The sequence below is a fragment of the Streptomyces aureoversilis genome, assembly GCF_042657885.1.
Classification (GTDB): Bacteria; Actinomycetota; Actinomycetes; order Streptomycetales; family Streptomycetaceae; genus Streptomyces; species Streptomyces aureoversilis.
Window position 1 is genome coordinate 1 of sequence record NZ_JBHSKJ010000035.1, and the last position, 15,202, is coordinate 15,202.

Here is a 15,202-nt window from a genome sequence, read left to right on the forward strand (position 1 = left end):
CCTTCGGTGACGGCGGGGCGGTGCAGCGCCGCGGCGGCCTGAAAGGTTGGGCGGGCTACGAGGGAGGGTGGCCGGTGGGGGCCGGCTCTTCCCCACCCGGTCGTCCTGCCCCTTCCAAGAGGCCTCTGACCTGCATCATCTGACGCTCTGTGTAGAACCTGGGACAAGGATCCACCACCTCCAGGCCGTGGATCCTGCCCCGGGACCCGGCCTCCGGCCGGCTCCCCACCGGGACCGCTCCGCGCTCCCGACCGTCACAGCATGCACCCATGCTCGAACCCCCGTCAAGCCACCACGAGCATCCTCGTGACTGACCAGACGTCAGAAACACTCCCCCCGAGAGGTCTACACCAATTGCTCCGGCCCAACGAGGCCGCCCACACCCGGCGACCGGCACCGGCTCCCCGCACACCACCGGCAAACACCCGGCAGACCACCCACCCGGCACCCCGCAAGGACCCCTGAACAGCCCACTGACCAGCCAAAACACCGACAAGCGGACGAGGGGGGCGAGGCGCTGCGCGAGGACACCAGACGGCCACACGGCCACCCGGCGCAGCGCGACGAGACAAACTGACGAGGCGTCAGCAATCAGAAACCAGAGCCAACCCCGATGAGCCCCAACCACCCACCCCCAGCCCACGAATGCAAAAAACGCATCCCCGAGAGAACCCAAAACCCCGACCCACCAAATACCAAAACCGCATACCACAAAGCGCCCCGAACCATTTCGGGGCGGGGTGCTTTGTGCTGATGGGGGCTCAGGAGAATCCAACTGCGGAGACGTAGCTGTACGCGTCGTATTCCGAGTCGAGGTCACAGATGATGTCGTCCCAGATAGCGTCTAGGGTCTGCTCATCTCCGGTGGCCCAGGCGTTCACCATGTCGTCCCATACGTATCGGACAGTAATGCTGCGCGGCCCGATGCGCGGCTCAATATCGCGCTTGCGCCCTTCTTGGACGCGGCTTTGGTCGACCGGGTAGATCTCCACGCGGGTGCCGCGGCCGCCGTTGTTGAGGTGGCGGGCCAGGGCGCCGGAGCGGACGAGGTTGGCGGCCCGGTGATCGAGGTAGGCGCGCTCGATGCGGTCGAGGTTGACGGGGCGAGGCTGGCGGGTGCCTGCCTGCCATGCCTTGATGACGGCGGGCCGGGCCTTGATGCCGGCTGCGGCGAGGGCCTCGCGGCCGCGGGGGCTGTCGAGGTAGCCCAGTCGGGCTTTGAGGCCGCGCGGGGTGTCGATGGGGGACTTGATGCCGCCTGCTTTGACGATTTCCTGCAGTTGCTTCTGCAGGGCTTCCCACCCGGGCATGCCCTGGGCGCCGTAGTGCCCGAAATGCTTCCAGCGACCGGCCATTTACTGACTCCCCCCGAGGGTGTAGGACTTACCGTCCTTTTCCTTCATTTCCGCGAGGCTTCGTCCCTCGGGGAACACCTTGCGCCAGTCTCCACCGGCTACTTGGAGTTCATCGGTACCGGAGATTTCTACCACGGTGAGCCCTGCGGCGTGTGCCTTCCGTGCCTTCAGCCAGAGGTTGGCGAAGGACTGGGACCGGATGATGTGCATCCAGTCGGGGCGGCGAATGTCGCGATTCTTAGTGGACTCACCAATGGTCGACACGAACTTAGAATACATCGACTTCACGTATTCCAGGGTCAGTTCGTCGCCTTTCTCGATGGCTTCTTTCCGCACATCCCTCAGGGTTTCCCGGAGTTTTTTCAGCAGTGCCTCACTGCTGCCGGAAGTCCAGGATTCGAGGATTACCGGTGCCTCGCACAGGTCCTCACGGTGGCAACGCAGCAAGAGGCGCAGCGTCGGTTCCGTGACCCAGAGGGGGCCGGGTTCCTGGCGGGCGCCGAGGGGGTTGGGGAGGTCAGGGTGCTCCCATGCGGGGGGCTCGATGCGGTGAACGCCTGCCCGCTTGGTGTGGTGGATGCCTGAGGTGTCGTGCTGGAGCTGTCCGATGGGCAGGTGGGTGGTCATGGCGGAGAGGTAGGCGGCGTTGACGTCCAGAACGTGGACCTCGACCGGCATGTCAGAGGCTTTGGCGGCCTTGATGAAGGCCGTGTTCCGCCACTTCGGGCGGCCTTCCCAGATGTCATCCGCCCCCTTCTGGGACTTCTTCTTGAGGATCTCGCCGGTGGGCGGGAAATCCGAGTGCTCGTAGCGGCCGCCGATCCGGGACTGCCGGAAAAGCTCCATGACATCCGGGATGGCCTGCTTGATCAGCAGGGCCTGCGCTGCCTCGGTGTCGCCCTCGGCGGTGATCAGGGCGTCTTTGACGGCCGCGCCGATGCGATCCATGAGCGGTGCGGCGGTGGTTCCGGCAGGGGGACGCCGGGTCATGGCGGGTGACGGGGCGGCTGCCGGCTGCTCCGGGGTGCGGACAGGGGCCTGGCCGGGGGCCGGGGCCTCGGCGGCCACCGGGGTTGCCTGCGGCCCGGCGGGCGTGCTGGAGGCCTGCGGCGCGCTCGCCGCGGGGACCGGCGCGGCGGCCGGCTGTGCGGCGCTGTGCGCGGCCGGTACAGCGGGGGCTGGCTCCGAGGGCGCAGCCGGCGTTTCGGGGGTGGCCGGGGCCGGGGGGAGGGTGGTCTGGATGCCGCGGCCGGGGGTGAGGCGGTGGAGGGAGAGCCGGGATGCGGCGTGGGTGGGGCCGGCGAGCAGGTCGAGGACGGTCATGCCGTAGTGGGAGGCCAGGCGGTCGCAGTCGTCGAGGGACCAGTGCATCAGGCCCTTCTGTTTGCGGCTGACCTGCGTCTGCGAGAGGCCGATGCCCGTGCCGAGATCAAGCTGCCGTTCACCGGTCTGTGCCATCAGGGCCGTCACCGTGAGGCGCAGCAACGCCTCCGTGCTCAGCGTCGTTGTCATGCCCCCCATTCTAACCTGCGGCATGCTAATTCCGCATACAGAATCCTGAATCGGCATGCCGGATTTTCGTTCGAGCCCATGCGAACGGGGCCCCGCGCCGGCCGCGAGGCCCCGTTCGTCGCCGGTCGGCGGGTCGTCAGTCGGTGAGGGTGCGCAGGTACGCCAACGTCTCCCGGGCGGCCTGCTGGTTGCCCTGCTCCCCCGCCTCCCCGGCCAGACGCTCCAGCTCCTCCATCAGGCCGGCGATGCCGCCGAGGACCACCACGGGAACCGGGACGGTCTGAACGGCGGCCAGGGCGGCGCGGGCGCGGGCGGCCGACGACTGCTGGTCGGTGTCACCCTCGGCAGGGATCAGGGCACGCCGGCCCCGCCCCAGGGCGGGGCCGGCGCCCTCGCGGTCGCGGGTATCGCGCAAGGCAGGCGTCGAAGAGGTGGTGGTCATGCCCGCAGTCTCCCGCGTCACCCACACGGGCCCCGGCACCGGCTCCGCCGCCGCGTTCCGCTCTGGCCGGCTCCCCTGGCGTGGCAGCGTGGTGCCTGTCCCGGCCGAGGTGATGAACAGCCCGGGACCGGCCTTCTCCCAGGGACGCAACCCGCCCCGGACGCCCCTGAGGGGAGGCCACCCGGCGGCCCCGCGTCCCGCTGCGGGGCCGCCGGAAGCCGACCGAGGGCAGCCCCGCCCGGCCGACACGAGCACGAGGGTTTTCCCCGGGCGCAGCACGGCGCCTGGTGCCCCGTCAGTACTCCGGGGTGCGGTAACGGCGTGCCGCGGTGTCCTCGCTGACGCCCAGGGCCGCGCCGATCTCGGCCCAGCCGTTGCCGGCGGCCCGGTCGGCGGCGACCGCGGCCGCGACCGCTACGTGGGCCGCTTCCAGCAGCTGCAGGGCGCTGCGGGTGTACGGGGCACCAAGCCGCCCGGCGGGGTGTGGTCGGCCCCACCCGGCCGGCTGACGCCAGTCAGGCTCGGCGGCCTCGGCGTCGAGGGCCGCGGCCAGGCGGCGGGCCTCCCGGGCGACCGTGAAGGCCGCCGCCCGCAATCGGTGCCGCTCCTCCGCCGTCGCCTGCAACCGGTCCTCCCGCCGCTCCCTACCTCGGTCGATGCGCTGCATGAGCCGCCGGTGACGGGAGCGGCAGCGCTCGGAGCAGAACAGCCGCGGCCGCCCGCCCGCAGGACCAGCATCCGGCAGCAGCAGGCCGCACCCCGGACCGTGACAGCGGTGCCGTGCCATGGGCAGGCCTCCCTTCCGGCCGGATACCGCACCACGCGGACCACCCCAGCCGCCAACCTCCAGCTTCCCGGCCGCCCCATCCCGCAGGCAACCCAGGGCACCGACCGGAAACCCCGCCCGCCGCACCGCCATGGGCACCGCCACCCGCCACCCGGGACGGCGGGTGGCGGTGGCGTACTCGAAGCGGCTGTACGGCGCCGTGAGCACCGAATTCCCGTCCCGGCGGGGGTTTTACCGCGGAGACGGGTGATCGGCGCCCACAGGCCCACTCAGGGGCGCTCAGGACGGGTAGCCGGTGATCAGGTCTGCGCCATGTCGACGAACCGCGAGTAGCGGAGCTGTGCGGCGGCGGTCACGCGGGCGGTCGGCCCGTACCGGTTCTTCTCGATGACGAGGTCGACCTCACCGGCCCGCGGCGATTCCTTGTCGTCCGCGTCCGGCCGCTCGACCTTGATCACAACGGTGGCGTCGTTCTTGATCGCCCGCGACTCGCGCATGAGCCCGTCGTCGTTGAGCTGCGACAGGGCGATGACGTGGCAGCCCAGCTGGACGGACAGGTTCTTCAGGCCGCGGGACACGCCCGCCACGGCCTGCTCGCGGGTGATGTGGCGGGACTGCCCGGCCTCGACGAGCTGAAGGTAGTCGACGACCAGGACATCGAGTCCGTCCGCCCGGGCGCAGGCCCGCGCCGCGGAGGCGATGTCACCCAGCGACGCACCGTCAGGCCGGTAGACCCGCAACGGCAGCGTCTGGAACAGCTCCGGGCCCAGGCGCCTGACGGTCTCCCATCCCTCCGCGGTGAGGCCGCCCTGATGTGTCAGGTGGTGAAGAGCGATCTTCCCCTCGGCTGCGGCGATCTTCTACATCAGTTCGATGTCGCTCATCTCCAGCGACGAGAACATGACCTTCGCGCCGGTCTTGGCAGCGGCGACGGCGGTGTTGAGCGCGAGCATGGACTTGCCCACGCCGGACTGCGCGGCCACGACGGTCACGTTGCCCGGGTGCATCCCCGACGTGAGCGTGTCGAGGTCGGCGAACCCGTACGTCAGGCCCGTTTTCTTGCCGTTCTGGATGTCCTCAAGGTCCGCAACGAAGTCGAGGTACAGGTCACCCACCTTGGGCGGCGCTTCGTGCAGGCCCGGCGTGCCCGCAATGATCTCGGTGAGCTGCTGCTCGACCAGCTCCCGGACTTCGTCCTCGTCGCCTTCCTCGCGGTAGGCGTACTCCAGGATGCGGTGGGCCGAGCTGATGACCGCGCGCCGGTACGCCTTCGCCCGGACGATCTCGGCGTACTGCGGGCCGTTGGCGGCGGTGGGTACGGCCTGCACGAGGGTGTGCAGGTACGCGGCGCCGCCCACCTTGTTGATCTCCCCGATGCGGGTGAGTTCGTCGGCGAGCATGATCGCGTCGACCGGCTCGCCCTTCGCGTGCAGATCGCAGATGGCCTGGTGAATGGTCCCGTGGGCGGGCCGGTAGTACTCATCCGGCACGAGGCCGGTGTCGAGGATCTCGCCGAAGTACCGGTACGACGTGCTGTTCGCGCTGCCCGAGAGGATCAACGCGCCGAGCACCGCGCGCTCGGCGTCGAGGTCGTTCGGGGGAACACGGGTGAATGCGGCGGACTGCTGACGGTCCTGCGGTTCAACGTCATCGGTGTCGGCGACGCGCGAACCGTGACCCACCGTCGACGGTCGAGAATTGACCCCCGATGCGTCAGTTGATCTTGCTAGTCGTTGCTGCTGGCCTCGGCGGGCGGGACGCGTCCGAGGTCGCGTCCGCGCATGCGGAAGCTGTCTCCGCGGAGGCTGATGACCTCCGCGTGTTGGACCAGGCGGTCGATCATCGCGGCGGCGACGGTGTCGTCGCCGAAGACCTCTCCCCAGCGGCCGAAGGGCTTGTTACTGGTCACGATCACGGACGCGCGTTCGTAACGGCCGGGGATGAACTGGAAGAACAGGTTGGCCGCTTCCGGTTCGAAGGGGATGTATCCGACCTCATCGACCACGATCACCGGATAGCGCCCGAGGCGGGTCAGCTCGTCGGAGAGCTTGCCCGCGTTGTGGGCGTCCAGGAGACGGGCGACCCACTGAGCCGCGGTGGCGAAGGCGACGCGGTGGCCGGCCTGGCAGGCCCGGATCGCAAGCCCCGTGGCGAGGTGGGTCTTGCCGGTGCCGGGCGGCCCGAGGAAGATCACGTTCTCCTTCCCCGCGACGAAGTCGAGGGTTCCCAGGTGAGCAATCGTTTCTCGCTTCAGGGATCGCTGGTGGTCGAAGTCGAAATCCTCCAAAGACTTGCGGGAGGGGAAGCGGGCCGCGCGGATGCGGCCCTCGGCGCCGTGGGCGTCACGGGCGGCGACCTCGCGCTGGAGGCAGGCGGCGAGGTATTCCTCGTGGCTCCACTCCTCGGCCCTCGCTCGCTCGGCGAGCCGGCCGGCCGCCTCCCGAAGGGAGGGGGCCTTCAGCGCGCGGGTGAGGAAGGCGAGCTCGGAGGTGACGTCCCGGCTGGTGCCGGCGGACTTCTTGCTGGCTGTGGTCATGCGACTCCTTGGCCGAGGCCGCCGTCGATGACGCCGAAGATCCGGTCGTAAGTGTCCAGGGACCGCATCTCGACCTCGAGCTTCTCGGCGGGCTCGGGCTTGTTGATGGTGGCGCGGGCGGTGGTGGCCGCGGCCGCGTGAGTGGGATCGGTGAGGGTCTGGTGCTTGGCCCAGCAGCGGGTGTGACGGGCGACTTCGGTGCCGTCGCAGGTGACCAGGACCTGGTCGAGGTCGGCGGCGACCTCCACCCGGCGGCCGACGGCCAGGGGGTGGACGGAGTAGTCGCAGGTGTCGATGCGGACGTAGTGGTCGCGCGGCAGCCGCAGGCTGGACTTCCACCAGCCGGGCGGCGAGATCGGCGGGATGCCGAGCATCCGGGACTTGTCGGCGTCGAGCCGGTCCGCGGGCCTCGCCTGCAAGGTCCGGACGGCTCCCTCGTTGTCCCAGACCAGAGCCTTCGGAACGGCCCCGAGCCCGGTCAGCAGCCGCCAGTGCCCGGCGATCAGGTCGGCCGCGTTCCGCGACGGCAGCATGCGGGCGCTGATCCAGCGCGAGTAGCCGCAGACCATCACCAGGACCGGCGGGGAGCCGGTCTGGCCGAAGCCCAGCGGGATCTCCGCGGGCGGGAACCACAGGTCGCACTGGGCGAGTTCGCCCGGTTCATAGACGGTCCTCGAGGCCGGGTCCACCGGCTGGAAGGCCGGCCGGAGCTCGCGGACGCGGCCCTTGAGCACGGTCAGGCTCCGGCTCCAGCCGATCCGTTCGGCGATCACGGTCGCCGGCATGTCCGGCCACTGCTCGAGCAGCTCGCGGATCTGCGGCTCGACCGCGTCCACGATCGAGCCCTTCGCCGCCCGCTGGTACTTCGGCGGCGCGTCGCTGGCCACCGCCCGCCGCACCGTGTTCCTGGAGATCCCCAGCTTCCTCGCGATCGCCCTGACCGGCATCTTCTCGGCCCGGTGCAACCGCCGGATCTCGGCCCAGTCCTCCACGCTGATCACCCACCCTCCCGGTCTGGCTCAACGAGCCAGACCGCCGGAGGGGGTCAACTTTCATCTGTCGATACCGGCCCACTTTTCACACGACGCTGACACGGGCGGGACTCGCCCACCGTCATGGGGTCGAGCGGGGCGTCGTAGGCGGCGTTCATGAGGCTTCTTCCTGGTCAGCTGTGCCGGGCACCCAAGCGTGCGGGGGCTGATAGCTCCAGTGGACTGCTGCCGCGAGGGCGGGGGCGATGTCAGATTGGGTGACACTTCGGTGCTCGTGCCGCCGGGGCAGTAGCGTCGGAGGGCAGCCACTCGTTCGATGAACCGGGGGTGTGTGATGGGAAACGAGCCGGCGGCGGGCAACGCGCTCTTCGTGGCTGCCCGCGTGCGGCGTGGATGGCACACGACACCAGATTTCACCGAGGCCTACGGGCGCCACGCGGCGGCGATGGGGGAGCGGGCCACCATCTCGCTGCGGCAGGCACGCCGGTGGGAGTCGGGACGTCCGGCCTGGCCGAACCGGGACGCCAGGCGCGTCCTGGTGGCGATGTTCGGCATGGAGCTGGAAGACCTCGGCTTCACCCGCTCGCCCGCGCGCCACCAGGAGCCGGCGGGCCACGGCCCGGGCCACGGCATTCTCGGCAAGAACACCCCGGGACGCCATCGCCCGGATCTGGGGGTTCTGGCGCACGCGCCCCTGCTCGATACGGCCGGCCTGGAGCACCTGGCCGACTCCGTGGCCGGCGCCCGCCGCTACAACGATTCCCTGCTGCTCACCCACCTGCGCACGGCGCTGGACGAAGCGGCGCGCGCCGATGGCCGCTGGGGGCCGCGGCAGGTGCTGCCCGTGGCGCTCGGGATCGTCGGCGCCACCGACGCGACCGCCCGCGAGCGCCCCGCCATCCGGCGGGAACTGCTGGCACTGGGCGCCCGGGCTGCCGAGTTCACCGCGTGGGTTCACCGCGACGGCGGCGCTCCCCCGCAGGCGACGACGTACTGGCATGACCGGGCGATCGAGTGGGCGGTGCTGGCCGGTGACGGGCCGATGCATGCCTACATCCTGCTGCGCCGGGCCCAGGTGACCGACCGGCACGACGCGCTGCGTATGCGCGATCTGGCTCATGTGGCCGCCCGCGGCCCGTGGAGGCTGCCACCGCGTGCCCGCGCCGAAGCGCTGCAGCAAGAGGCGCGGGCCCTGGCCCTGACCGGAGCCCCCCACGACCAGGTGACCCGCACCCTCGATGAGGCTCACGAGGCTCTCACCGACGCCCCGCCCCCGCAGCCGGCGACGTGCACCGGCCCCCTGTGCGCGGGATACACCGCCGACCGGCTGATGGCACAAAGCGCCATCTGCCACCGAGGGGGCGGCCAGCCCGCACACGCCGTTGCCCTGCTCCGCCAGCACCTGCCGACAGCGACCTTCGCACCACGGGACCGGGCGTTCTTCACCGCCCACCTCGCCGGCGCTCTCGCCGCCGTAGGCGAAGTGGACGACGCGGCCACCACCGGTATGGAAGTCCTGCGCCTGGCCGCGGCCCCGCACTTCGGGCAGGCACTCGGCGAACTCCGCCGCACCCTCGCCGCCCTGCGCCCCCACGCCCGCCGCCCGGCAGTTCGCGAGCTGCGCCAGGCGCTGGCCGCGGTGTCGGCCTAGGCCGTCAGGAAGCCGGTGATGCGGTCGATGACCTCGGCCTGCCAGGCCTGCGTCTGCGGGTGGGCGTACTGGGGATCCTGATGGACAGCACACCCGTGTTCCGCGCCGTCGAGCTCCATCAGCTCGGCCGGGCCGCCGAACGAGCTCAGGTAGCGGCGGGAGGACTCCACGGGCACGAAGGTGTCCGCCGTGCCGTGCACGATGAGGGTGGGCGCGCTGACCGCGGGCAGGATGATCCGCGGGTCGAGGTAATGGGCCTCGTTGAGCAGGGACCGGCCCAGCTCGAACGGGCTGCGCTCGGTGAAGCCGTTCGTGTCGAGTGCCTTCGCGGCCTCCGCCGACAGGTAGTCGCCGCTGCCGACGTACGGGCGGCTGGTGACGTACCGCTCGCGGTAGTCCAGCCGCGGATAGAGCAGAACCAGCCGCTCGACATCCCCGGGCCGGTGCGCGGCATGCAGCGTGGCCGCACCACCGGAGAACGACGCCGCGAGCACCGACACGGGCCGGTCGAAGCCGCCTACGGCGCGCACGTGATCGCAGGCGGCCCGGACATCGTTGGCGACACCGGCGATCGTGATGTCCCGCGGCCGGCCACCGCTCACACCGTGGGACCGCAGATCGAACCGCAGACAGCACACCCCGACGCCGGCCAGCGCGGCAGCGATCCGGGTGAAGAAGCCGCCCTCGTCCCGGGTGACCCCGGCACCATGCACCAGTACCGCCAGACCGCCCGCGGCCACCTCCGTAACCGTCACCGTACCCGTCAGGGCCGTGCCGTCGAGCGATCGGAACGCCGTCTCCATGAGCGGGAGCGTAGCGGCCCGAACCCCACAGCACAGGGGCGCATCCCGACCGACCCGCCCGTCAGCAGTCCCGGGAAGGGCTATTCCTCCAGGCGCGGGGCGATGAGTTCCGCCGACCATGCGAGGGCCTGCATGTGGGTGAAGGCGCTGTACAGGCCGCCGCCGGGTCCCTCGGCGAGTTCCCGGCGGGCATTCTCGATCAGGCCCTCCCAGCAGTACCACTGCGTCGTACCGGGCAGGAACTGGTCGGCGCGCTCCTGCGCCTCGGGGAGCATGACCTTCAGGTCCCCGCGGATCCTCGTGGCGAGTGCGTGGATCTCCTGGGCGCGGGGGAGTGCAACGGGGCGGTGGGCAAGTGCGCGGCGGCAGGTGGACCGGGGTGGACCGTCTGGAGCGAGGGCAGCGTCCTGTACCGGCAGTGGGAGGAAATCCTGCTCGCCCGCACGGCCCGCAACGACACCTTCATCGCCTGGCGCGACATTGCCCGCACCGCGCTGGCCAACGCGCTGTCCCCATCACCTCTGACTCTCCTCGGCACAGACCTGCTCACCCGTTGGGCGGCAGCCGGACAGTGGCTGCGTGTGTGGCAGCTACTGAGTTTTTTGGTTCGGGGTGACGTCATGGTGGCACTGGGGTAAGTCCGGTCTGGGTGATGAATCCCTGGAGGAGGCCGGGCTGGTACTGCATGCGTTTGAGGTGTGTGCGGGCCAGTGCGGCAAGTTCATCGAGACTGCAGGGAGCGAGGTTGCCCAGGCTGTGCTTCAGGTGTGCCCACACGCCTTCGGCCGGGTTGAGGTCGGGTGTGTAGGAAGGAAAACGGAAGACGGTCAGCCAGGTGCGGGCGGCGATCACCTCGCGCATGGCGGTATCGACGTGGTGGGTGTAGTTGTCCCGCACGAGCACGACGGGGCCACCGAGCTGCTGGTGAGCCGCGTCCAGCAGGCGGGCGAAGTCCTGCTCCCGAAAGCCCTTCCTCTCGCCTTTGCGATGGTGGACCAGCATCCGGAAGATGAGCCGGGTGCTGTGACCCGACCTGCAGCAGACCAGGCCAGCGAGCGAGATCCGCCCCGATCCCGCAGCCGGACCCTCACCAGGGGTGTGTGACCGCGCCGGGACCCGCAGCCGCCGTGCGACCAGCGAGGGCGCCACCCCTTGCGCGAATAACGCGGCTGCCTCGAAGCGCACTTGCTCCCGCTGAGCCCGCTGCTTCGCGGTCAGACCGCCCCCATCGGGATACCGCATGGCACCGGGATACACCCACCACAAAGATCACGGTCACCCCGAACCAAAAAACTCAGTAGAGGGTGTCTGAGAAGCCCCTTTCATGTGGGAGCTGTGGCCCTGTGAAGTAACAGCATGATGGTGGTGAGGTAGACGGCGCTCTCCGAACTTTCAGCGAGGTACTCGTAGTCCTTTGATAGGCGCCGGTACCGTCCCAACCAGGCGAGACTCCGCTCGATCACCCACTGGCGCGGCACGACCGAGAAGAGAGGCACTGCGGGTGGTGTGTCGCCGGCCTAGATCCAGGTACCCCGGAATCCGCCATCGCGACGCCGCACGACCTGGATGGTAATCCCGGCGGTCTCCCGGATCCCGTCCAGGAAGTCGCGGTCTCGGTAGCCCTGGTCGGCCCACAGGTGCCGCAAACGCGGAAACTGCCGGCATGCCGGGCAAGAAGCGCCTCGGCGCCGTCCCGGTCACCCACGTTCGCGGGGCTGACACACACCGCCAGGACCAGCCCGAGGGTATCCACCATCAGGTGTCGCTTGGCGCCGTACACCTTCTTGCCGCCGTCGTACCCGTGCCAGCCGCCCCGCTCGGTGCCCCTGACGCTCTGGCTGTCCGGCACACCCGCGCTCGGCGTTGGATCGCGGCCCTGACCAGCACGTTCCCGGGCCCTGAGCGCGGCCAGGATCACTTCCCAGCGCCCCTCGATCCGCCACACCCGCCAGTAGTGGTACACCGTCTGCCACAGCGGGAAATCATACGGAAGCAACCGCCAGGCACATCCGGCCCGCAACCAGTACGCGAGCGCATCAATGGCCTCGCGCCGTGAATGCTTCAGCGGCCTGCCACTTGACTTCGGCGGCGGAATCAGCGGCGCGAGCACCACCCACTCGGTTGAGGAAGCTCAGTGAACCTCTTTCATCCTGGCCTGCAAGGGGGAAGGTGTGTCTGCGGCTCCTGGAGAAGTGCAGACATCACCCGCAGGTCAGCGGCCTGGCCAACGAGTGCTCCGCCAAGCCGACGACCTGCAGGAACAGACGATGAAAGAGGTTCAATCAGAGACCTTTAAGCAGACTTCTCCGCGAGATGGCTCTCTTCACCACCACCGTCGGCCTCACAGTGATGGGCGGTTTTTGACGGTTTGGTGTCCCGGCCCTGATCCTGTTCCCGGGCCGCATGGTGAACAGCTGTGCCTCGTTTCATGAGTGAAGGAAGTGTGTAATGGCGACCTCCGGCATCACTGAGCGGGGCAGTTTCCCGTCTGCGTGGCGCGGACAGCGGTGGGTGTTCGCCGCTGTCGCCCTGCTGCTGCTCCTGTGCGCGGGGTGGACCGTCTATGGACGTGACGCCTTGCTCTCCGCCATCGCCGCCTGCCGTGCCGACCGGGCGGGCTGCTCCCCGGCGCGGCTTGCGGAGTTGACCTTCCGTTCGGATGGCCAACTGCGGGTGCTGGGCATGGTGAGCATCGCACTGCCCGCTTTGGCTGGGGCCTTCTGGGGAGCACCCATGATCGCCAGGGTGCTGGAGACCGGTCCCGGGCGGCTGCCAGCCGACGGCGCAGGCCGCGTCCGCTGGTACCTGACACGGATCAGCCTGGCTGCTGCCGGCGCGGGGTCGGCGGCCACGCTGCTCGCGCTGCTGGTCGCCTGGTGGTGGCGCCCGACCGCGAACAAGCTGTATGGCCTGAACTGGCATGAGCCCGTCATCCTCTACGGCACCGGTCCCGCCGCCGCGGCCGCCGCCCTTTTCGGCCTCGCCGCCGGTACCGCGGCCGGGCTGCTGGTGCGCCGCACCCTGCCCGCCATGATCACGACAATGGTCGGCGTGCTCGGGACACGCTGGCTGCTGCACGTCGTCCACCGCAGCGCGGTCGCCCCCCGGACGTACGTGGACGGCCGGGACACCGCGCCCGACGGGTCCTGGCAGACCAGCTGGGGCTACCTCACCTCAGACGGCGGAACGGCACCCGCGACGGCCTGTCCCGTCGAGCAGGACACAGCCGCATGCATGAACGCGCACGGTTTCTCCAGCCGCTTCACCACGGCCTACCCTCCAGGTGACTTCTGGACCTTCCAGTGGCTCGATACCGCAGCACTGCTGACCCTTGCTGTCGCTCTGACCGCCCTGGTGACGTGGCGGCTGCGCTGCCGGCCCCCTGCCGCCGTGGAGGCCGCGTATACCCTGCCGAGGCGTGCCATCACGGTCTGGCTGGTCCCGCTCGTACCGGCAGCGGTCATGCTCAGCCTGGGCCTGTGGGGGGTACCCCGCCAGGAAACGATGTGGCGTGACGAAGCGGCCACCTGGCAGGCCGCCCACAGGTCGGTGCCGGAGATCTGGCATATGCTCGGCGAGGTCGATCTCGTCCACGGCCTCTACTACGTCCTGATGCATAGCCTCTTCGAGCTGTTCGGCGACAGCCTCTACACCCTGCGGCTGCCTTCCGTACTGGCCATGGCCGCGACCGCCACTTTCACTGCACTCATCGGCGCCCGGCTGGCCGGCCGCGCCGTTGGAATCTGCGCGGGCACCGCGCTTGCCCTGGTCCCCGCCATACAGATGTACGCACAGGAGGGCCGCTCCTACAGCCTGGTCACTGCGGGCACAGCCACTGCGACGTGGCTGCTGGTCCGAGCGTTTGACCAGCCGGGCCGCCGGATGTTGTGGGCCGCCTACACCACAGCCATATGGGTCACGGCCCTGCTCAACTGGTTCTCCCTGTTCGCCGTAAGCGCACACGCCGTCACCCTCGTCCTGACCCGTGCCGACCGGACGGTACTGCGGCGCTGGGCGGTGGCCGCCGCCGTGGCTGCCACCGGGACCCTGCCGCTGATCCTCGCCAGTCGCGCGCAGGCCGGCCAGGTCTCCTGGATCCGCCCACTCGGCTGGTCCACGCTGATTGCCCCCGCAGCACTGCTGCTGGTGGGTGCCGTCTGCTCCCGCCTGCCGTACCGCGGCGACGGGCCACTCACCCCTGCCCGGCTCGCCCTGCCCCTGCTCGCGGTCCCGCAGGCCGCACTCTTGCTGGTCTCCACCATCAAACCGCTCTACCTCGAGCGCTACCTCCTCTACACCTACATCGGCCTGGCCCTGCTGCTCGGCGTTGCGGCGGCCGCCGCGATCCGGGCAGCTACCAACCGCCGCTTCGCCCAGCCCTGGCTGCTACTCCCTGTGGCTGTATGCACGGCCGTCACGCTGCTGGCGCCCATCGAGAACCGGCACCGCGACTCCAACGGCCGCGTCGATGACGTGATCGCCGCCGCTCATGAGGTGGCCTACTACGCCCGGCCAGGCGACGCTGTCCTCTTCCTCCCGGCAGCCCGCCGCGACACAGCCCTGGTAGCTCCCGGGATGTTCGCCGACTTGGAGGACATCGCCCTGGAGCAGACTGCAACGGAGGGCGGCACCCTCAAGGGCCTCGAAATCCCGCCCGCGCAGATCCGCAAGGCGATGCTCGCGCGCAAGCGCATCATCCTCGTCACCGACGCCTACGCCGTCGCCCGCCCATTGGGAACGGAGCGGGAACGCGCCAAACAGCAGATCCTGGACCGGTATTTCCACAAGAGCCACCAGACCCAGGTCAACGGCAGACGCATAACGGTCTACGACCGAACGTAGCGCAACCGTGACCTCCCACCACCTCCGGACAGCGACTACCGCCCGGACCACTCCAGCCTGCTCCTCTGGTACGCGGGGATGCCGTAGGTGGCCCGCACGGTCGCGATCCGGGCTCTCGTCCAGGTCAGGCCGGTTGCGGTGCGGCGTTTCTGCTTGACCAGGATCATCGCGATGGAGCGGTCGTTGCAGTGCTCGGCAAGCCGGCGGACCAGGCTGATGGTGTCCTCGTCGGTGACCTGAATACGGAGCCCTTTGCGTCGTCCGCGGTTGGGACGGGCCGCT

The 15,202-nt window shown here is 69.9% G+C and carries 12 protein-coding genes and 2 pseudogenes; 3 read left to right on the forward strand and 11 right to left on the reverse strand.

Annotated elements, in window-relative coordinates:
* Positions 1-761 precede the first annotated feature (761 nt).
* From ACFPP6_RS35180 to ACFPP6_RS35210, 7 genes and pseudogenes are all read right to left on the reverse strand, one after another.
* Positions 762-1,355 carry a hypothetical protein gene (locus ACFPP6_RS35180; RefSeq protein ID WP_382050898.1) on the reverse strand — a complete coding sequence of 198 codons (594 nt, stop codon included), beginning with the start codon at positions 1,353-1,355 and terminating at the stop codon, positions 762-764.
* A complete protein-coding gene (locus tag ACFPP6_RS35185) occupies positions 1,356-2,867 on the reverse strand; it encodes an acyltransferase (RefSeq protein ID WP_382050900.1) in 1,512 nt (503 codons plus the stop codon). It abuts the gene before it with no gap.
* A 136-nt stretch (positions 2,868-3,003) separates the two neighbouring features.
* Positions 3,004-3,309 carry a hypothetical protein gene (locus ACFPP6_RS35190; protein ID WP_382050903.1) on the reverse strand — a complete coding sequence of 102 codons (306 nt, stop codon included), beginning with the start codon at positions 3,307-3,309 and terminating at the stop codon, positions 3,004-3,006.
* 295 nt (positions 3,310-3,604) lie between these two features.
* Positions 3,605-4,096, reverse strand: a complete 492-nt coding sequence (locus tag ACFPP6_RS35195; RefSeq protein WP_382050905.1) for a hypothetical protein — start codon at positions 4,094-4,096, stop codon at positions 3,605-3,607.
* Between the two features lie 299 nt (positions 4,097-4,395).
* Positions 4,396-5,778: pseudogene (locus tag ACFPP6_RS35200) on the reverse strand (replicative DNA helicase).
* Between the two features lie 44 nt (positions 5,779-5,822).
* Positions 5,823-6,632: an IS21-like element helper ATPase IstB gene (istB, locus tag ACFPP6_RS35205; RefSeq protein WP_382050907.1), complete on the reverse strand. Its 810-nt coding sequence runs from the start codon at positions 6,630-6,632 to the stop codon at positions 5,823-5,825.
* Entirely contained in the window at positions 6,629-7,633 is a 1,005-nt protein-coding gene (locus ACFPP6_RS35210) for a Mu transposase domain-containing protein (protein ID WP_382050909.1), read from the reverse strand. The genes istB and ACFPP6_RS35210 overlap by 4 nt, the downstream gene beginning before the upstream one ends.
* Positions 7,634-7,958: 325 nt before the next feature.
* On the opposite strand from ACFPP6_RS35210, the gene ACFPP6_RS35215 reads away from it, so the two are divergent.
* Positions 7,959-9,275, forward strand: a complete 1,317-nt coding sequence (locus ACFPP6_RS35215) for an XRE family transcriptional regulator (RefSeq protein WP_382050911.1) — start codon at positions 7,959-7,961, stop codon at positions 9,273-9,275.
* Here ACFPP6_RS35215 and ACFPP6_RS35220 read toward each other — a convergent pair.
* Both ACFPP6_RS35220 and ACFPP6_RS35225 read right to left on the reverse strand, forming a co-directional pair.
* Positions 9,272-10,078 (reverse strand): alpha/beta hydrolase, encoded by an 807-nt coding sequence (locus ACFPP6_RS35220; RefSeq protein ID WP_382050913.1) that lies wholly within the window; start codon positions 10,076-10,078, stop codon positions 9,272-9,274. The two genes, ACFPP6_RS35215 and ACFPP6_RS35220, sit on opposite strands and share 4 nt — an antisense overlap.
* 80 nt (positions 10,079-10,158) lie before the next feature.
* Positions 10,159-10,497, reverse strand: coding sequence for a DUF6415 family natural product biosynthesis protein (locus tag ACFPP6_RS35225; RefSeq protein WP_382050952.1), 339 nt, complete (start codon positions 10,495-10,497; stop codon positions 10,159-10,161).
* Between ACFPP6_RS35225 and ACFPP6_RS35230 the strand changes: the two genes are divergently transcribed.
* A complete protein-coding gene (locus tag ACFPP6_RS35230; protein WP_382050915.1) occupies positions 10,390-10,716 on the forward strand; it encodes a hypothetical protein in 327 nt (108 codons plus the stop codon). The two genes, ACFPP6_RS35225 and ACFPP6_RS35230, sit on opposite strands and share 108 nt — an antisense overlap.
* On the opposite strand, the gene ACFPP6_RS35235 is transcribed toward ACFPP6_RS35230, so the two are convergent.
* Together ACFPP6_RS35235 and ACFPP6_RS35240 are read right to left on the reverse strand one after the other, a co-directional pair.
* Complete coding sequence (locus tag ACFPP6_RS35235) at positions 10,697-11,320, reverse strand: transposase (protein WP_382050917.1); 624 nt, start codon at positions 11,318-11,320, stop codon at positions 10,697-10,699. The genes ACFPP6_RS35230 and ACFPP6_RS35235 overlap by 20 nt on opposite strands.
* Before the next feature lie 80 nt (positions 11,321-11,400).
* Positions 11,401-12,191, reverse strand: a pseudogene (locus tag ACFPP6_RS35240) (IS5 family transposase).
* A 335-nt stretch (positions 12,192-12,526) separates the two neighbouring features.
* Between ACFPP6_RS35240 and ACFPP6_RS35245 the strand changes: the two are divergent.
* The gene (locus tag ACFPP6_RS35245; protein WP_382050919.1) at positions 12,527-14,920 is read left to right on the forward strand and encodes a glycosyltransferase family 39 protein; all 2,394 of its coding nucleotides are present in this window, start codon (positions 12,527-12,529) and stop codon (positions 14,918-14,920) included.
* The last annotated feature ends 282 nt before the right edge of the window (positions 14,921-15,202 follow it).